The 18,571-nt window shown below is 70.6% G+C and carries 14 protein-coding genes; 8 read left to right on the top strand and 6 right to left on the bottom strand.

Going from position 1 to position 18,571, the window contains the following annotated elements:
* The gene (locus ABSY19_RS15440) at positions 1-468 is read left to right on the top strand and encodes a DnaJ family molecular chaperone (RefSeq protein WP_382153001.1); all 468 of its coding nucleotides are present in this window, start codon (positions 1-3) and stop codon (positions 466-468) included.
* Here the strand turns inward: ABSY19_RS15440 and ABSY19_RS15435 are convergent.
* Positions 408-1,676 carry a murein transglycosylase A gene (locus ABSY19_RS15435; RefSeq protein WP_382152999.1) on the bottom strand — a complete coding sequence of 423 codons (1,269 nt, stop codon included), beginning with the start codon at positions 1,674-1,676 and terminating at the stop codon, positions 408-410. The genes ABSY19_RS15440 and ABSY19_RS15435 overlap by 61 nt on opposite strands.
* Between ABSY19_RS15435 and ABSY19_RS15430 the strand changes: the two genes are divergently transcribed.
* Positions 1,609-1,761, top strand: coding sequence for a hypothetical protein (locus tag ABSY19_RS15430; RefSeq protein ID WP_382152996.1), 153 nt, complete (start codon positions 1,609-1,611; stop codon positions 1,759-1,761). The genes ABSY19_RS15435 and ABSY19_RS15430 overlap by 68 nt on opposite strands.
* 15 nt (positions 1,762-1,776) lie before the next feature.
* Here the strand turns inward: ABSY19_RS15430 and ABSY19_RS15425 are convergent, their stop codons facing one another.
* Genes ABSY19_RS15425 through ABSY19_RS15410 form a run of 4 tightly spaced genes read right to left on the bottom strand, consistent with a single transcriptional unit; the run spans position 1,777 to position 9,552 of the window.
* Positions 1,777-2,406 (bottom strand): response regulator transcription factor, encoded by a 630-nt coding sequence (locus ABSY19_RS15425; RefSeq protein WP_382152994.1) that lies wholly within the window; start codon positions 2,404-2,406, stop codon positions 1,777-1,779.
* The gene (locus ABSY19_RS15420; RefSeq protein ID WP_382152991.1) at positions 2,403-4,496 is read right to left on the bottom strand and encodes a nitrogen regulation protein NR(II); all 2,094 of its coding nucleotides are present in this window, start codon (positions 4,494-4,496) and stop codon (positions 2,403-2,405) included. Before ABSY19_RS15420 ends, ABSY19_RS15425 begins: the two co-directional genes overlap by 4 nt.
* 11 nt (positions 4,497-4,507) lie before the next feature.
* Positions 4,508-5,314 carry a carbon-nitrogen hydrolase family protein gene (locus ABSY19_RS15415; RefSeq protein ID WP_382152989.1) on the bottom strand — a complete coding sequence of 269 codons (807 nt, stop codon included), beginning with the start codon at positions 5,312-5,314 and terminating at the stop codon, positions 4,508-4,510.
* Between the two features lie 29 nt (positions 5,315-5,343).
* Complete coding sequence (locus ABSY19_RS15410) at positions 5,344-9,552, bottom strand: YhdP family protein (RefSeq protein ID WP_382152986.1); 4,209 nt, start codon at positions 9,550-9,552, stop codon at positions 5,344-5,346.
* Positions 9,553-9,566: 14 nt separating this feature from the next.
* Here ABSY19_RS15410 and glnE point away from each other — a divergent pair, with 14 nt between their 5' ends.
* Both glnE and ABSY19_RS15400 read left to right on the top strand, forming a co-directional pair.
* A complete protein-coding gene (gene glnE / locus ABSY19_RS15405) occupies positions 9,567-12,479 on the top strand; it encodes a bifunctional [glutamate--ammonia ligase]-adenylyl-L-tyrosine phosphorylase/[glutamate--ammonia-ligase] adenylyltransferase (RefSeq protein ID WP_382152983.1) in 2,913 nt (970 codons plus the stop codon).
* 14 nt (positions 12,480-12,493) lie between these two features.
* On the top strand, positions 12,494-13,096 hold the full coding sequence (locus ABSY19_RS15400) for a rhomboid family intramembrane serine protease (RefSeq protein ID WP_382152980.1): 603 nt from the start codon (positions 12,494-12,496) through the stop codon (positions 13,094-13,096).
* 30 nt (positions 13,097-13,126) lie between these two features.
* Here ABSY19_RS15400 and ABSY19_RS15395 read toward each other — a convergent pair whose 3' ends face one another.
* Positions 13,127-13,972, bottom strand: coding sequence for a ferritin-like domain-containing protein (locus ABSY19_RS15395; RefSeq protein WP_291111587.1), 846 nt, complete (start codon positions 13,970-13,972; stop codon positions 13,127-13,129).
* 210 nt (positions 13,973-14,182) lie between these two features.
* On the opposite strand from ABSY19_RS15395, the gene ABSY19_RS15390 reads away from it, so the two are divergent.
* The 4 genes from ABSY19_RS15390 to ABSY19_RS15375 all read left to right on the top strand — a co-directional run bounded on the left by ABSY19_RS15390 (position 14,183) and on the right by ABSY19_RS15375 (position 18,568).
* A complete protein-coding gene (locus ABSY19_RS15390) occupies positions 14,183-14,773 on the top strand; it encodes a glutathione peroxidase (RefSeq protein ID WP_382152977.1) in 591 nt (196 codons plus the stop codon).
* A 338-nt stretch (positions 14,774-15,111) separates the two neighbouring features.
* On the top strand, positions 15,112-16,536 hold the full coding sequence (locus ABSY19_RS15385) for an NAD(P)/FAD-dependent oxidoreductase (protein WP_382152974.1): 1,425 nt from the start codon (positions 15,112-15,114) through the stop codon (positions 16,534-16,536).
* On the top strand, positions 16,533-17,342 hold the full coding sequence (locus ABSY19_RS15380; protein ID WP_382152972.1) for a DUF1365 domain-containing protein: 810 nt from the start codon (positions 16,533-16,535) through the stop codon (positions 17,340-17,342). Before ABSY19_RS15385 ends, ABSY19_RS15380 begins: the two co-directional genes overlap by 4 nt.
* Positions 17,339-18,568, top strand: a complete 1,230-nt coding sequence (locus ABSY19_RS15375; RefSeq protein ID WP_382152969.1) for a class I SAM-dependent methyltransferase — start codon at positions 17,339-17,341, stop codon at positions 18,566-18,568. The genes ABSY19_RS15380 and ABSY19_RS15375 overlap by 4 nt, the downstream gene beginning before the upstream one ends.
* Positions 18,569-18,571 lie beyond the last annotated feature (3 nt).

Genomic DNA, 18,571 nt, shown 5'->3' with positions numbered 1-18,571 from the left:
ATGACCCCGCCCGACGGGAGACGCCTGCTGCCGGCCCTGCTGGCCTTCGAGCGCGCGCCCGGCCGCTACCCCGTGGCGCTGCGCGAACCGCGCCCGCTGTTCGCGCACATCGACAGCGTGATGCGCCTGGCCGCCGGGCGCCCGGTGGAGGGCCTGCCGGCGGCCGCCGCCCACAACCCCGAGCTGCGCCGCGCGGCGCGCTTCTTCGTGCGCACGGTGATGCTGCGCCCGGGCTCGGATCCCTACACCCTGCTGGGCCTGACGCCGGACTTCGAGCCGGCGCAACTGCGCGAGCACTACCGGCTGATGATCCGCCTGACGCACCCGGACTTCGAAGCCGCTGGCGAACGCTGGCCCGCCGGCGCGGCCACCCGGATCAACCTGGCCAACGACCTGCTGTCACTGCGTCAGCGCGGCCACAAGGCCCACAGCTGCAGCGGCTGCTTGAGCGCGGCGGCCGTGAGGTAGGCCTCGTCGCTCCAGCCGCCCCAGCCCGTGAACAGGTCGGCGCGCACCGCGCCCACGATGGCGCCGCCCGTGTCCTGCGCCATCACCAGGCGCTGCGCGTTCATCGTCGGGCCCTGCGTGGCCAGCCACACCGGCGTGCCATAGGGAATGCTCTGCGGATCGACCGCGATCGAGCGCCCGGGCGTCAGCGGCACGTTCTGCGCACCGCGCGGGCCGAAGCGCGCGTCCAGCTCCGACAGCGCCTCTTCGCGGAAGAACACGGTGCGCGGGTTGCTCCACAGCATCTCGTTGAGGCGCTGCGGGTTCTGCAGGGCCCAGGCCTTGATGGCCGACCACGAGGCCTCGTTGATGGCGCGCTGGTCGAGCAGCCAGCGGCCCACGCTCTGGTACGGATGGCCGTTGTGCGCCGCGAAGGCCACCCGCACCTGGCGCGTGCGCCCGTCGGCCTCGGCGAGGTTCAGGCGGCCCGAGCCCTGGATCTGCAGGATCAGGGCGTCGATGGGGTCGGCCAGCCAGGCCACGGCGCGCCCCTGCAGCGCGGCCTGCGCGGCGGGCAGCGTGTCGATCTCCTGGCGGCTGTGCCAGGGCTGGCCGGGCCGCAGCCCCGGCGGCGGGCCATAGAGCGGCACGCGGTAGGTGGCGGTGGGCACGCGGCTGGCGGCCATGATGGGCTCGTAGTAACCGGTGAGCAGGCCGGCCGGCAGGCTGCCATCGACCTCGGTGACGCGGTAGGGCAGGAAGCGGCGCATCACCCAGGCCTGCTGCTCGGCGGCGGTGGCGATGGAGAGCTGGCGCACTTCGGCGCACAGGCCCGCATGGCCCGCCACCGGCCGCTCGCAGCCACGCACCCAGGCGTTCCACACCTCGTGCAGGCTGTCCTGCCCCCAACCAGGCAGCTCGCTCCAGCGCACCGGCACCCAGCGGCTCTTGCCGCGCTGCATCGGGGCGGGCAGCACCGTGTCGTCGGGCGCCGCCACCACCGGGGGCACCCCGGTGACCGGAGGCGGCATGGGGGGATAGGTGCGGGGGTCGATCGCGCAGGACGCCAGGCTTCCTACAATCAGGGCGCTCCCGATCCAGCGCAGCGCCCTCTGGCCGCTGCCGTTCTTTCCACCCCTCGCAGAAACGCCATTCCTTCCCATGACCCTGTTGTTGCTTGAAGCGCTTGGCGCGCTGGTGTTGCTGGTGTTCATCGTGTGGTGGACCATGTTTTCGGGTCGCAAGAAAGGCGAGTTGCCCGAGGAAGCGGCGCCACGCGAGAAGGACGAAGCCCCGCCATCCCGGCGCGACTGAGGCGAACGCCGCCGCTCACGGCGGGCGCAGCACGTTGGCCAGTTCGACCGCGGACTTCACGCCCATCTTGTCGAACACGCGCGAGCGATGCACCTCCACCGTGCGCACGCTGATGTTGAGCTGGTCGGCCACGAGCTTGTTGGGCAGGCCGGCGATCACCAGGTCCATCACGTCGCGCTCGCGATCGGTCAGGCTGTCCAGGCGCTGCTGCAGCTCGCGCTGGATGCGCTGCTGGGCCAGCACCTGCGCCGAGCGGTCCAGCGCCTGCTCGACGCGGTCGACCAGCGCGTTGTCCGAAAACGGTTTCTCGCAGAAGTCGAAGGCGCCGCGCTTGACGGCGTCGACCGCCGTGGGCACGTCGGCGTGGCCCGAGAGAAAGATCACCGGCACCGCGGCCTTCCAGGGCAGCTGCTGCATGCGCTCGAACAGCGTGAGCCCGCTCATGCCCGGCATGCGCACATCGAGCACCACGCAGCACGGCGCCTCGGGCGCCTGGGTCCACACGGCGGCCTCGGCCTGGAAGGCCTCGGCATGGTCGTAGCCTTCGCTGAGCAGGCGGCGCGTGCGCAGCAGCCAGGCCAGCGCCTGGCGCACCTCGGCGTCGTCGTCGACGAGGTAGATCTTCGCGTCGGGATGCTGCGTCATGCGCCAGATGATAGAGGAGCGACCTGCACCGGCGCCGCGGGCAGGGTGAAGCGGAACACAGTGCCACGCGGCTCGTTGGGCTCGTGGGTGAGCGCGCCGCCGTGCTGCTCGATCACGGTGCGGCACAGGCTCAGCCCCAGGCCCATGCCCTCGGCGCGGGTGGTGAAGAAGGGCGTGAACAGCTTGGCCTGCACCTCCTCGCTCAGCCCCAGGCCATGGTCGGTGACGGAGAAGGCGACCCAGGCCTTCTGCGGCAGGCCGCCCGGCGCGAGGCCCGAATGCAGGCGCGCCTGCCCCACCTCCAGGCGCAGCACGCGCAGGCTCATGCGCGAGGACGGATCGGTCAGCGGCATGGCCTGCATGCCGTTGCGCGCGAGGTTGAGCAGCACCTGTTCGACCATGGTGCGGTCGCACAGCACCGAGGGGCACTCGGGCGCGATCTGGATCTGCAGGCGGATGCCCTGCTTCTTGGCCTGCAGGCTCAGCAGCGGCAGGATGGCGTCGATCAGGCTCTTGGGCGTGACCGCCTCGCGCACCTGTTGGCGCCGCCGCACGAAGTCGGCCACGCTCTTGATGACGCGGGCCGCGCGCTCGGCCTGCTCGCCGATGCGCCGCACGGCCTGCATCAGGTCGGCCTGCACCGGATCGGCCACCGCCACGCCCGAACCCTCGGGCTGCTCCAGCAGGTTGAGCGTGCCGCTGGCGTAGCTCGAGATCGCGGCCAGCGGCTGGTTGAGCTCATGGCTCAGCAGCGAGGCCATCTCGCCCATGGTGGCCAGGCGCGCGGTGGCCTGCAGGCGCTCCTGCGAGGCGCGGTTGAGGTCTTCCACGCGGCGCTGCTCGGTCAGGTCCAGGATGGCGCTCATGAAACCGGTCTGCTTGCCCTGCGCATCGATCAGCGGCGCCTCGATGATGAGCACCGGAAAGCGCGTGCCGTCGGGCCGCTGGAACACCGACTCGTAACCCTCCCGCGGCAGCACCTGCCCGGCCAGCCGCACCATCTGGCGCTGCTGGTACTCGTCCACCAGTTCGGGCGGCCACCAGGGCGCCGGCAGGCCGGTGCCCACGAGCTGTTCGGCCGTGAGGCCCACCATGTCGCAGAAGGCCGGGTTCACGTAGGTGATGCGGCCCTGCATGTCGCGCGCGCGCAGGCCGGTCACCAGCGAGTCTTCCATCGCCTTGCGGAACGCCAGGGATTTGGCGACCTCCATCTCGGCGCGCTGGCGACGGCGGATGTCGCGCCCGAGCAGGAACAGCACCGACAGCAGCGCCAGCGACAGCGCGCTGACCATGGCGGTGAGCACATTGGGGAACAGGCCGCGCAACAGGCGCGGGCTCTGCAGCTGCAGGATCAGCGTGTGGCCCGGCAGGTCGAGCACCTGGCGCGCGGTGAGGGTGCGGCGCGTGCCGGTGACGATGCTGTGCAAGGCCAGGCGCGTGCCGTCGGCCTCGTTGAAGGCCAGCCCCCGGCCGCGCAGCAGGTCCCGGTTGGTCAGCTCCGAGAGCAGGCCGGGCAGCGAATAGGTGGCCACCAGGAACCCATTGGGCAGGCCGGCGCGCGCCACCGGCAGGCACATCTCGATCAGTTCCAGGCCCTTGCCGTGGCGCAGCGGCCAGAAGTAGCTGCTCGAGTAGGCCGGCCCGGACAGCCGCCGCGCGTGGTCGCAGGCCAGGCGCACCTCGGGCAGGGCCTGGTCGCGGTCCAGGTAACCGAACAGCTCGGGGATGAAGGGCGTGTCGCGCGCGGCGGTCACCTGTTGCGCGTTGTCGCGCCATTCGAGCCGAACGATCTCCCGGTGCTGCGCCATCAGCTCGGCCGCCGGGAAGGCCCAGGAATCGGCCGTGGGCGCCACGCTGTGCAGCGATTGCAGGGTCTGCACGTTGCGCACCAGGCTGCTGCGGATGTCGCTCACCAGCGAGGCCGCGTCCTGCTCCAGCGCGGTCTGGTCGCGCGCCTCTTCGTACTCCGCGGCCAGGAAGATCAGCACCCCCAGCAGCGTCACCACCAGCAGCAGCAGCGCCGCCCACAGGCGCCAGCGGAGCGAGCGAAGGCTTTCGCGCCACGCGCGGATGAAGTGCGGGCGCTCCATGGTCGACAGGGTCAGAGGCGGCGGTGCTGCAGCGAAGGCAGTTGTTCGCGCACGCTGCGCAGGCGCTCGATGTCCAGGTCGGCCAGCACCACGCCGGGGCCTTCGGCCTGCAGCGCCATCACCTCGCCCCAGGGGTCGATCACCATGCTGTGGCCCCAGGTGCGGCGGCCGTTCTCGTGCACGCCGCCCTGGGCGCTGGCGATCACGAAGGCCTGGTTCTCGATCGCGCGGGCGCGCAGCAGCACCTCCCAGTGCGAGCGGCCGGTGGTGAAGGTGAAGGCCGCCGGCACGAGCAGGATGTCGGCGGCGAGCATGCGGTAGAGCTCGCCAAAGCGCAGGTCGTAGCAGACGCTCTGGCCCACGCGCCAGTCCTGGCCCGCGTGGTCGCGGCACTCGAACACGGTGGGCGTGTCGCCCGCGACCAGCACCGTGGCCTCGTCGTAGTGCTCGGTGCCGTTGTCGTAGCGGAACAGGTGGATCTTGTCGTAGCGGCTGGTGCTCTCGCCGCGCGGGTTGTAGACCACCGAGGCGTTGGCCGCGTGGCTGGGGTCGTCGGTGGCCATGGGCAGCGTGCCGCCGACGATCCACATCTTGAGGTCGCGCGCGGCGTCGGAGAGGAAGTCCTGCACCTTGCCCAGGCCGGGCGTTTCGGCCAGCACCAGCTTGTCCTCGTCCCTGGCGCCCATGAAGCAGAAGTACTCGGGCAGCACCGCGAGCTCGGCCCCACCCGCTGCGGCCTGGCGCAGCAGGCGCAGGGCTTCGCTGAGGTTGACGTCCAGGCTGATGCCCGAAACCATCTGGATGGCGGCGACTTTCATGCGGTGTCCTTTCGGTGAAGCCTGACAGCTTACTGCAGCACGGGCGTGGGCTCGCGCGGTGCCGCGGCGGCCGGTGACGCCCGCTCGACCTTGTCCACCTGCGGGTCGGCCCAGCTGCCGGTGATGCGGAACTCCTGCGTCGTCGCCGACTGCAGCGGCTGGCGCAGCAGGAATTGCGCCAGGAAGGTGCCCAGGCCGATGGCCGGGTTGATGGCGGTGGCGATCAGCGAGGCGGTGCCGGCGTTGATCTCGGGCACCACCACCACCTTGAGGTCCTGCTGCTCGCGCGCGATGTCGGCGCTGCCTTCCATCAGCACGGCCGCGTTCACGCCCTTCATCTGCAGGTTGTTGGTGTGCAGCACGCCCTGCTCCAGGCGCGCGTCGCCGCGCACGAAGTCGAAGGCGAAGCCTTCGGAGAACACGTCTCGGAAGTCGAGCACCAGGCGGCGCGGCAGGGCCTGCAGGCTGAGCACGCCCAGCAGGCGCCCGGCGCCGGGGTCGACCTTGAGGAACTGGCCGCGCTCGATGTCGGCGTGGATCTGGCCCGACAGGCTGGGGTAGTCGATCGCCAGCGGCGAGCCGATCCAGCCGATGTTGCCCTCGAGCCGACCCTTGCCGCCGCGCACCAGGCCCTCGCGGCCGAAGCGGGTGAGCAGCTGGCCCGAGTCGTCGATGTCGAGCCGGAAATTGAGCGCGGTGCGGCGCTGGCCGGCCGCGCCGGCCCCGGCGGCGACCCAGTTGCCGGTGGCGCTCAGGCGCGCCTCGGGCGAGGCGATGCGCAGCCGGGTCAGGCGCCATTCGCTGCCGCGCAGCGGCCCGCCGCGGTTGATGGCCTCGACCTCCACGCGCCCCAGGTTGCGACCGGCGATGGTGAGCTCGTCCACCGCGATGTCCAGCGAGGGCACGCTGGTGGTGGGCTGCTCCAGCAGCTGTTCGACCTCGGTCGCCGCCGAGGGCTCCAGCTGCAGGCGCTTGAGGCGCGCGTACACATTGCCCGCCGTGCCCGGGCCCGACTGGCGCACCGACACGTAGCCGTTGAGCTCGTTGGCGTCGATGTTGGCCTGCCACTGGGCGCCTTCGCGCGAGCCCCCCAGCACCACGCGGTGGAACTGGCGCCCGCGCACCGTGAGGCGGTCGGCGCGCACCGCCAGCGTGGTGGGCAGGTAGGCCAGGCTGGCGTTCTGGTCGCTGACCGGGCCCACGCGCGGCAGCACCGTGGCGCCGGCCGTGGCCGCCGTGCGCACGTCTACCCCCGTGGTGGTGTTGAACGCGCGCTCCCAGGCATCGGTGTCGAGCTGCGCGAGCTGCACATGGGCGGCCACGCCCTCGGGCGGCAGGGACGCGGCGGTGTTGTCGCCCTCCACGCCGACCGCGATGGCGCCGCGCAGCACCCGCGGCTCGCCGCTGCCGAGTTCGCGCTCGTACTGCAGCGAGGCCACCGGCGCCAGCGAGGAACCGAGCTGGATCGCCAGCCGGTCGGTGCGCGCGCTCTCGCCCGCCACGTTGAGCACGTGGTTTTCGTAGCGCAGCGGCAGGCTGGCCTCGGCCGCCTTGTTCAAGGGCGCCGGCAGGTTCAGCGCCAGGCCCTGCAGGTTGCTCGTCACCTGCAGCTCGGGCACACCCGCGCGAAAGCCGAGCTGGGCCGTGTAGGCCGTGCTGCCGCTGGCGTGCTGGAACAGGCGCGAGACAAAACCCAGCCCGGCCTCGCGCAGGCCGTCGGCGCTGGCCAGGCCCTGGCCCCGGAACTGCACCTGGGCCACGCCCTTGGCATCGACCTGCATGCCGCCCTCGAAGCGCAGGTCGCCGCCGTACACCCGGGCCTGGGCGGCCTTGACCGAGAAACCGGTTTCGCTGAAGGCCAGGTTGCCGCTGGCGCGCCCGAGCAGGGGCGCATCGGGGCTGATCTGCAGGTCGTTGCCGTCGAGCTTGACGGTGCCGCTGACCTTGGTGGCGTGGGGGTCGGCCAGCGGCAGCTGAAGCGCGAACCCCACTTGCGCGGCCCCGGCGCCGGTGCGGGCCCGCGCCAGCGCCTGGCCCGTCATGGCGTTGAGCGGCGAGCCCTGCACGAAGCCCAGCGCCTCGTTCGCCGGCCCCTGGGCCTGGGCGTTCACTTGCAACACACCGTCGTGGCCCAGGTGCTCGATGCCCACCTGCCCCTTGCTCAGGCGCACGCCGGGCGCGTTCGCCACGCCGCCTTCGAGCGCGCTGAGCTTGAGCGAGGCGCGCTCGAGCAGCAACTCGCCCGAGACACCGCGCAGCGCGGGCCAGGCCGCCTCGCCCGCTTTCTGCAGGTGGGCCGGGATGTAGTCGAAGTCCACGTTGCGCAGCGGCGCGCTGATGCGGAACTCGCCGCGCTCGCCGGGCTTCTCGAAGGGCACGTGATCGACCAGCCCCTGCACGCGGAACTCGACCCGGTTCGAGCTGCCGCCGCGCACCGCCTCGCGCACGTAGTGGCGCGCGTCGGCATTCACGGTGAGCGGCAGGTAGCGGTGCACGCGCGTGGCGTCGGCGCGGGTGAGCGTGGCGGTGAGGTCGAGCACGCCCGGAAAACGCGAGGCGGTCGAGCCGGCCGGCACCTCGCTGGTCTGCCAGCGCACCTGGGCCGTGCCCTCGGCATCGGCGTTGCTCAGGCGCAGGTTGTCGAGCTGGGCTTCGATGCGCTCGCCCTGCACGCGCCAGGAAAAATCGGCCTCCAGCTGATCGACCGGCACGCTGGGGTCTTCGAACACATCGGGCAGTTCCACGGTGCCGTCCGCCACGCTGATGTGCGCCCGGCCGCCCGCCTGGTTGAGGTCGAAGTCCACCGTGGCGCCCGAGATGCCGGGGCGACCGGGCAGCGGGAAACGCCCCGAGATGGACATGCGGCCGCTGGGTTCGCCCGCGACGGACAGGCCGCTGACCCGCCCCTTGGCCTGGTAGCTCGCCAGGTCCCAGCCCGACGGCGGCGCCGCGCCGGCCGCGCGCTGCCAGCGGGCCGAAAAGCCGTCCACCCGGCCCACCGGCCGCAGCTGCTCCAGCCGCCGGTGCGCTTCGGCCGGCAGGGGCAGGCGGCTGGCCAGGGCCGCGAGCGCGCCCAGCTCCAGCCGCTCGGCGCTGAGCTCGGTGCTCGCGCCCTGCTGCCCGGCCAGGGCGGCCGTGTGCTGCAGGCGCAGCCGGCCGCTGGGCCAGTCCACGCCCTCGCGGGTGCGGAAACGCAGGTCGTCGGTGGCCACATTGAAGCCCGCCTCGGACCACTGCGCGGCCAGCCGGCCCTGCAAGTCGTCGATCGCCAGGGCCGGCAGCCCGGGGCCGAGCTGGGCGTCCACGTCGCGCAGCGCCAGATCGGTGGTGGCGCCCGCCACGGCCCCGTTGACCACATCGGCCCAGGCGCGCAGCGCGCCTTGCCCGGCGCGCACGTCCACGCCCCAGGTCGACAGGTCCGCGTAGGCCCGCAGGCGCGCGACGTCCACATGGCTGAAGTCCGCGTACAGCTCGCCGCCCCAGTTGTGCCAGATCGATTGACCGGGCGCGCGGCCGCCGAGCTCGATCAGGGGCTCGCGCAGGCGCCCCCGCACGCTCAGGCCCTCGCCCCATTCGGCCGGCGGCGTGGCGTCGAGCCGGAACTGGTGCGTGCGGGCGGTGTTGCGCACCACGAAGCTCAAGGCCCCCAGGGCCAGCGGGGGTTGGGCGCGCAGCTCGTCCGTCCAGCGCACGGTGCCGTTCTGGATGACGAACTCGCGCAGGGAGAAGAACCAGTCGGCGGCGCGGCCGTCCTGCTGGCCCGGGCCCGCGATGTCGAGCCCGGCCACCTCGATGCGGCCCTGCGCGGTGCGCCGCACGTCCAGCACCGGCTGGTCGATCACGACCTGTTCGAAGTTGCCGTGCCAGAGGGAGCGCACCGACACCGCGGTGCGCACCAGCGGCAGGTGCAGGGCGACGCGGCCGTGGGGATCGAACAGCTGCACGTCGCGCAGCTCGAAAGACGGCATGAAGGCGGGCAGGAAACCCAGGCCGCTGGTGGTGTTGTCGGCCCGGATCTCGCCCACCTTCACCGGAGCACCCACCGCGCTGCTGGCCCATCGTTCCAGCTCAGGGCGCCATTCGCCGATTCGGGGCACAATCCACCAATTCAGCGCTGCCCAGGTCAGCACGAAGAGGCCCCAGGCCAGGAACACGAGCCACAAGCAAAGCCGGGCCACCACCGAAAGTGTCTTGAGGGTTCGCGTGGCAGGGGCGATGGGAGCCGGGCTTTGATTCATGTCCACCGCAAATTATGACGGCCAGCCATTTCACAGGTTCCACAGCGGAAGCGCCCGTTTTGTCATCAAATGTGAACCCCTGTCCGCCGCTCTCGGCCCAAGACCGCCAGGCCGAGCATTCGCGCTTCGTGCAGCGGGTGCGCCGCCGCTACGCCACTGAACTGCCCTGCCTTCCCCCGGGAGAACCCGTGCTCGCCAGCATGCGGGCCTGCCTGGGCGTGCTGCGCGAGCGCGGCCTGCCGGTGCCCGCCGCCCTGCGCGTGCTGCGCCAGCTGGTGCTGGAGCGCCTGGTGGTGCTCGACTGCGAGCAGGGCGCGCCGCTGGCCGTGGTCACGCGCGCCGTCACCGAACTGGCCGAACTCGCGCTCGACGAAGCCTGCACCCTGGCCTGTGCCGATCTGGACGAGCTGCACGGCGCGCCGCAGTTCACCACACCCAAGGGCGAGCTGCAGCGCGCGCAGCTGTGGGTGATCGGCATGGGCAAGCTGGGCGCGCGCGAGCTCAATGTGTCGAGCGACATCGACCTGATCTACGTCTACGACCAGGACGGCGAGACCGCCGGCAACGCCCAGGGCCGCCAGCGCATCAGCAACCACGAGTACTTCGGCAAGGCCGTCAAGCACATCTACAACACCGTGGGCGAGACCACCGAACACGGCAACGTGTTCCGCGTCGACCTGGCCCTGCGGCCCAACGGCAACTCCGGGCCCAGCGCGGTCTCGCTCGGGGCGCTCGAAGAGTATTTCCTGGTGCAGGGCCGCGAGTGGGAACGTTTCGCCTGGCTCAAGAGCCGCGTGATCGCCCCCACCGCCTGCGTGCAGGACCGCAGCGCCAGCGCGCTGCGCGGCACCGTGTTGCCCTTCGTGTTCCGCCGCTACCTCGACTACGGCGTGTTCGATGCCTTGCGCACGCTGCACCGGCAGATCCGCGACCACGCGTCCAAACGCGCCGCCGGCAACCCGGGGCGATCGAACGACGTGAAGCTCTCGCGCGGCGGCATCCGCGAGATCGAGTTCACCGTGCAGCTGCTGCAGGTGGTGCGCGGCGGCCAGTTCCCCGAGCTGCGCACGCGGCCCACGCTGGATGCGCTGCAGCGCCTGTGCAAGGCCGGCCTGATGCCGCCGGCCACGGCCACCGCGCTGGCGCAGGCCTACGAATTCCTGCGACGGGTCGAGCACCGCATCCAGTACCTGGACGACCAGCAGACCCACGTGATGCCCACGCGCGACGACGACCTGGCCTGGCTCGCGGCCACGCTCGGTTACCCCGACGTGTGCGCCTTCCTGCACGCGCTGGACGCGCACCGCGAGCTGGTGGCCCAGGAGTTCGACACCCTGCTCGGCGGCCCCACCAACGGCGGCTGCAACGGCAAGGGCTGCGGCAGCAAGAAGAACGGCGCCAACGGCCGCAGCGCGGTCGACGACCTGCAAAGCGTGCTGGAGCAACTGCCCCCGGCCTTCGCGGCCCGCGTGGGCCAATGGCTCGAACACCCGCGCGTGCTCGCGCTGCGCGAAGACACCCGCGCGCGCCTGGTGCGGCTGGTGCAGCGCACCGGGGCCTGGATCGACGAAGACCGCGTGAGCGAAGAGGCCGCGCTGCGCATGGCCGACTGGATCGAGCCGCTGCTGCGCCGCGAAAGTTACCTCGCCCTGCTGCAGGAACGGCCCTCGGTGCACGAGCGCCTGCTGCGCCTGCTGGGCGCGGCCAAGTGGCCCGCGCGTTACCTGATCAAGCACCCCGGCGTGATCGACGAACTCGCCAGCCAGCAGCTGCTGACCGACCGCTTCGATGCCGCGCAGTTCGAGGACGAGCTGGAGGCGCGGCGCACCGCGCTGCGCTCCACCGGCGAGGACGATGAAGAAGCCCTGCTCAACCTGCTGCGCCGCGCGCACCACGCCGAGGTGTTCCGCACCCTGGCGCGCGACGTGGAGAAGGTGCTCACCGTCGAACAGGTGGCCGATGACCTCTCCGCCCTGGCCGACTCGGTGCTGCGCACCACCGCGCGCTGGTGCTGGGCCCGCCTCAAGAGCCGCCACCGGGACGAGCCCAGCTTCGCCATCATTGGCTACGGCAAGCTCGGCGGCAAGGAACTCGGCTACGGCAGCGACCTGGACATCGTCTTCGTCTACGAGGACGAACACGAGAACGCCCCCGAGATCTACGCCGCCTTCGTGCGCAAGATGATCAACTGGCTCACGGTGAAGACCGGCGAGGGCGACCTGTTCGAGATCGACACCGCGCTGCGGCCCAACGGCAACTCGGGCCTGCTGGTCACCAGCTTCACGGCCTACGCCAACTACCAGCAGCAGCGCGGCAGCAACACCGCCTGGACCTGGGAACACCAGGCCATGACGCGCGCGCGTTTTGTGCTCGGGGGTGTGGCCGAGAGCCCGCCACCGGGCCGCCCCAAGGCGGGCTCAGCCCCCTCGGGGGGCAGCGACCCGCAGAGCGGCGGAGCGTGGGGGCTCTCCCTCGCCGGCCGCTTCGACGCGGTGCGCGAGGCGGTCATCACGGCCGAGCGCGACGCCGCCTCGCTGGCCGCCGAGATCGTCGCCATGCGCGGCAAGGTGCGCGCGGCGCACCCGGTGCGCGGCGAACGCTTCGATGTGAAACACAGCCCGGGCGGCATGGTGGACGTGGAGTTCGTGGTGCAGTACCTGGTGCTGCTGCACTCGCGCGCGCACCCCGAGCTGCGCGCCAACACCGGCAACATCAACCTGCTGCGGCGCGCCGAAAGCGCGGGCCTGCTCGAGCCCGGCATGGGCGAGGCCGCGGCCCGCGCCTACCGCGAGCTGCGCCAGATCCAGCACACCGCGCGGCTGGACGAGGCGCCCACGCAGGTCGATGCGGCGCAGGTCGAAGAAGCCGCTCGCGCGGTGCTGGCGATGTGGCAACACGTGCTGGGCCGCGTCGCGTCGACCGCTTGAACGGTCGACCCGCCGTGACACCGTGGCGCGGCAGCTGGTTGTGGCTTTGCGGCCTGCATGCGGCGCTCAGCCTGCTGGTGTGGTGCTCCCCTCCCGGTGTGGCCGACGCGCTCACCTGGCGCTCGGGCGAATGGACGGCACGGCCCTGGACGCTGTGGAGCAGCGCCTGGGTCCACCTGAACCGCCCCCATCTCGTGGGCAACGTGCTGGCCATGGGCGGCGTGGCCGCCGCGGGTTGGGTGCTGCGGCCTGGTGCGCGCTGCACGCTGGCGTGGCTGCTGGCCTGGCCACTCACGCAGGCCTCGCTGCTGCTGTGGCCGCAGGTGGGCTACGCGGTCGGCCTCTCCGGCCTGATGCATGCCGGCGTTCTGGTGCTGGCGGTGCAGGTCGCGCTGCGCCGCCTGCCCATCCGTGGCGCGCGGTTCTGGGGCGGGCTGCTGGTCGTGGTGGTGCTGACCAAGGTGCTGCTCGAACGGGGCTGGTCCCAGCCCATCGTGTGGGACGCCGACAGCCACCTGTCGGTGGTGCAGGCCGCGCACGTCACCGGCGCCTTCTGGGGCGTGGTGCTGGGGCTGGCGGAACCCCTGCTGAAGCGCCCACGAAAAAGCCCGCCGTAGCGGGCTTTCAGGCACGGGGCCCGCAGGGCCTCAGGCCGCCGACGGTGCCGCGGTGACCGAGACCGCCTTGCGGAAGCGGTTGAGTTCCTGCACGGTCTTGAAGCTCTGCTCCATCAGCAGGCTCATGTTGTGCAGGATGCGATCGACCACGCGCGTTTCCCACACCGCATCGAAGTTGATCTGCTTGTCCAGCCAGTGCTCCAGCCACTCGGGGTTGGGCAGGCGGCTCTGGATGGTGTCGTTGGGGAACAGGTTCTTGTTCACGTGCAGGTTGGTCGGGTGCAGCGCCTGCGCGGTGCGGCGCGCGCTGGCCATCAGCACGCCCACCTTGGCGAAGGCCGAGCGGGCCTCGTTGCCGAACTTGCCGATCGCGCGCTTCATGTAGCGCAGGTAGGCGCCGCCGTGGCGGGCCTCGTCCTGGCTGAGCGTGCTGTAGATCTGCTTGATCACGGGTTCGGTGTGCCACTCGCTGGCGCGGCGGTACCAGTGGTTCAGGCGGATCTCGCCGCAGAAGTGCAGCATCAGCGTCTCCAGCGGCGGGGCCGGATCGAACTCGAAGCGGATGTCGTGCAGCTCCTGCTCCGTGGGCACCAGCTCGGGGCGGAAGCGGCGCAGGTACTCCATCAGCACCAGCGAGTGCTTCTGCTCTTCAAAGAACCAGATCGACATGAAGGCCGAGAAATCGGAATCGTCGCGGTTGTCGCGCAGGAACATCTCGGTGGCCGGCAACGCGGCCCACTCGGTGATGGCATTCATCTTGATGGTCTGCGCCTGTTCATCGGTCAACGCGCTGGCGTCGAACTTGTCCCAGGGAATGTCCTTGTCCATGTCCCAACGCACGGATTCGAGTTGTTTGAAGAGTTCAGGATAGAGCATGGTGGTCTTTCTTAACGCGGACATTCTATGCGGCGGGCTTTCACGGCAATGACAAACCACCCCATCGTTCGGGACTTGCCCCCTCGGAAAGTTCCGATGGCACCGGTTTGAATCCACCCAGCCGCCACCTGCGTAGTGGAGATCAGACTTGCTTGAGTTTGCGACAGGCCCATGTTGGAATGAATTTTTTTGACCCCCTGGAGTTGCCGCATGAAGCACCTTGAAACCCTGGGCCTGGCCCTGTCCGTCGCGCTGGTATTCGCCACGGTGCCGCCCGCCGCGGCCCAGACCACGCCCGCGCCCACGAGCGCCAGCTGCCCCGCGCTGCTGCAGCACCGCTTCGACCGCCTGCAGGATGAAAAGCCCCAGTCGCTGTGCCAATACAGCGGCAAGGTGGTGCTGGTGGTGAACACCGCGAGCTTCTGCGGTTTCACCAAGCAATACGAAGGCCTGGAGGCGCTCTACGCGCGCTACCAGTCCCAGGGCCTGGTGGTGCTGGGCTTCCCGGCCAACGACTTCGGCAGCCAGGAGCCGGGCAGCAACCAGGCCATCGCCGACTTCTGCGAGAACACCTTCGGCGTGAAATTCCCGATGTTCAGCAAGACCAGCGTGGTCGGGCGCGACACCAACCCGCTGTACCGCCAACTGGCTGAAAAGACGGGCGACCACCCGCGCTGGAACTTCCACAAATACCTGATCGCGCGCGACGGCCAGACCGTGCGCAGCTACGCCAGCGGGGTCGATCCCAAAAACCCCGCATTCGTCAAGGACATCGAAAAGTTTCTATCGACTAAATTGTGACTGATGAGTCACAATGAAAACCAATAAGTATTTCAACGCGAGTTGCCAACATGCCCCTGCCCAGCCATTCCCGCTCTGCGCGCCCGACGACCGGGGCATGGAACTTTTCTCGCGCACCGGGCGTCGTAAACAGCAGGCCGGACAGCGTGCCGGCCGCCGATTTCCGTTTTGTACTGCGAAGCCTTCCGGGTCTGCGTGATCCGGCTGCAATCCCGAGGCGCTTCTCCTCCTCCTCCCTCCCTCCCTTGTTCGTCTGGGGGCGCTTCGCAGTCTTTTGTATTGGCCTCCGTGGCCGCCGCACCCGCCGGTGCGCGGCCCACCGGCCCTGAGGTCCGTCCATGCAGCCGGGCCTCTTCCCCACCTCCGTCTCTCCTGCGCGCGCCGCCGTCTCCCGGCCTTCGCGCGTGGCCATCGTCGGCTCGGGCATTGCCGGCCTGGCCGCCGCCCACACCTTGCAGGGCCTGGCCGACGTCACGCTGTACGAGGCGGGCGACCATTTCGGCGGCCACGCCCACACGGTGGACGTGACCCTGCCCGATGCCTATGGCGTGCCCACCACCTTTGGCGTCGACACCGGCTTTCTGGTGCTCAACGAGCGCACGTACCCCAATCTGCTGGCCCTGCTCGCCGCGCTGGAGGTGCCGACCGCCCGCGCCGACATGTCGTTCTCGGTCCAGGTGCCGGGTGCCGGGCCCGGCGGCGACGCGCTCGAATGGAGCGGCAGCGACCTGTCCTCCGTGTTCGCGCAGCGCCGCAATCTGGCCAACCCACGCTTTCTGCGCATGCTGGCCGACATCGCGCGCTTCAACCGCGTCACCACCCGCCTGGCCGAACGTGGCGACGACCTGCGGCCCGACAGCCCCCTGCTGCAACCACTGGGCGATTTCCTGCGCGAACAGCGCTTCTCGGCCGAATTCCGCGACTGGTACTTCCTGCCCATGATGGGCTGCATCTGGAGCTGCCCGACCGACCAGATGCTGGCCTTCCCGGTCGCCACCATGGTGCGCTTCTGCCACAACCACGGCCTGATCCAGGTCAGGAACCGGCCGCAATGGCACACGGTCGCGAGGGGCGCCCGCCAGTACGTGAGCAAGATCCTGCGGGGGGTGGGCGACCTGCGCCTCCTCACGCCGGTGCAGCAGGTGCTGCGCGACGATGAGGGCGTGCGCGTGGTCTCACCCGGCCATGTGGACCGCTTCGACGCCATCGTGATGGCCTGCCACAGCGACCAGGCGCTGCGCCTGCTCGGCGACCAGGCCTCGGTGGCCGAACGCGAGTTGCTCGGCGCCATCCGCTACCAGCCCAACCGCGCCGTGCTGCACACCGATGCCTCGGTGCTGCCGGAGAACCCGCGTGCCTGGGCGGCCTGGAACTACGAGCGCGCGTCCAGCGCCGATCAGGAATCGGCCAACGTCTGCCTGCATTACCTGATCAACCGCCTGCAGCCGCTGCCGGTGCCGCAACCGGTGGTGGTCTCGCTCAATCCGCAGCGCGAGATCAACCCCACGCAAGTGCTGGGCGAGTACGCCTACGAGCACCCGGTGTTCGACCTCGGTGCCATCCGCGCCCAGGCCGGCGTGCCGGCCTTGCAAGGCCATCGCCACATCTGGTTCGCCGGTGCCTGGACCGGCTATGGCTTTCACGAGGACGGGCTCAAGTCGGGCCTGCAGGCCGCGCGCGGCCTGATCGATGCGCACCGCCTGGTGCCGCTGGCCAACGAGCGCGAGCTGCGCCGCGCCGCGCTTCCCGGGGTGTTCGCATGAACGCGGCCGTGGCGCAGCTGGGCTTCGGCCAGGTGCGCCACACGCGCCACCGGCCCCGGCACCACGCGTTCGCCTACGCCACCTGCTTTCTGATGCTGCCCATGCGCAGCCTGCGCGCGCACGGACCCGGCGCGCTGGCGCGCAATCGAAGTGCCGCGCTGAGCTTTCACGACACCGACCACGGCGATGGCCGCGCCGACAGCCTGGGCTGGCTGGACGAGGTGCTGCACCAGCACGGCATCCACGACGCGCAGGGCGAGGTCTGGCTGCACACCTACCCACGCATGCTGGGCTACAGCTTCAAGCCGGTGAGTTTCTGGTACTGCCACCGCCCCGATGGCTCGCTGCGCGCGGTGCTCGCCGAGGTGAACAACACCTTTGGCGAACGCCATTGCTATTTGCTCGACGCGCCCCGCTATGGCCAACCCTGCGAAGCCGCCAAGGTGTTCCACGTCTCGCCGTTCTGCCCGGTGCGCGGGCGCTACCGCTTCGTCTTCATGCGCACGCAAGGCCCCACCGCCCGCACCGTGGCGCGCATCGACTACTTCGATGGCGCGGGTGAGGCGGCCCTGCTCAACACCAGCGTGAGCGGCGAACTGCTGCCGCTCGATGCCCGCACGCTGCGCCGCGCGCTGTGGTCCCACCCCGCCATGACCCTGGGCGTGATCGCCCGCATCCACTGGCAGGCCTTGCGCCTGTGGTGGCAGAAGGCCCCATTCTTCCGCCAGCCGCCCGCGCCGGGCGACTTCGTGACCGCCGCCGTGCCCTCGGCGCCCACCGTGACCGCCGAGCCGCGCCAACCATGAACAGCACCACCGCCTCCCGCCGCCCCATGGGCTTCGAACTGCCGCGCAACACGCCGGCCGCCGCGCGCACCGTCCTGCAGCTGCTGCAGCGCCTGGTGCACGGCAGCCTCACGCTGCAGCTGCCCGACGGCTCGGTGCAGCGCTTCGGGCAGTCCGACGGACCGCACGCGAGCATGAGGCTGCACAACTGGAACGTGTGCGGCGCCACGCTGAAATCGGGCGACATCGGTTTCGCCGAAACCTACATCGCCGGCGACTGGAGCACGCCGCACCTCACCTCGCTGCTCTCGCTGCTGGTGGCCAACCGCCGCGAGGTGGAGGACATGGTCTATGGCTCCTGGCTGGGCCGCCTGGCCTACCGCGTGCGGCACCTGCTCAACCGCAACTCCAAGGCCAACAGCCGCAAGAACATCCACGCGCACTACGACCTGGGCAATGCGTTCTACCGCCTGTGGCTGGACGAGACCATGAACTACTCGTCGGCCTGGTTCGAGACGCCGGACCAGCCGATGGTGATGGCGCAGCACGCCAAGGTGCGCCGCGCGCTGCGCCTGGCCGGTGTGCGCCCGGGCGACCGCGTGCTGGAGATCGGCTGTGGCTGGGGCGCCCTGGCCGAGAAGGCCACCACCGAGTTCGATGCCTCGGTGGTCGGTGTGACGCTGTCGACCGAACAGCTGGCCTTCGCGAAACAGCGCCTGCAGGCCATCGGCCGCCAGGACCGCGCCGACCTGCGGCTGCAGGACTACCGCGACATCCCCGACGCGCCGTTCGACGCCGTCTGCTCGATCGAGATGGTCGAGGCGGTGGGGCGCTCGTACTGGCCGACCTACTTCCAGACCGTGGCCCGCCTGCTCAAACCCGGCGGCCGGGCCTGCATCCAGAGCATCGTGATCGCCGACGCGCATTTCGACCGCTACATCAAGGGCACGGACTTCATCCAGCAATACATCTTCCCGGGCGGTTGCCTTCCCTGTCCGCGCGAGCTGCGCGCGCAGGCCGCGCAGGCGGGGCTGGAGGTGGTCGACGAGTTCGCCTTCGGCCAGGACTACGCGCGCACGCTGTCGATCTGGCGCGAGGACTTCCTGCGCGAACAGGAGCGCGTGCTGCAACTGGGCTTCGACCAGCGCTTCCTGCGCATCTGGGAGTTCTACCTCGCTTATTGCGAGGCGGCGTTCGAGCAGCAGAGCGTGGACGTCGTGCAGTACACGCTGCGCAAGCCGGCCTGAGGC

The sequence above is a fragment of the Hydrogenophaga sp. ANAO-22 genome (genome assembly GCF_042466645.1).
Classification (GTDB): Bacteria; Pseudomonadota; Gammaproteobacteria; order Burkholderiales; family Burkholderiaceae_C; genus Hydrogenophaga.
The sequence above is the reverse complement of the archived record's forward strand: the minus strand, read 5'-3'. Positions and strand labels throughout refer to the sequence as shown.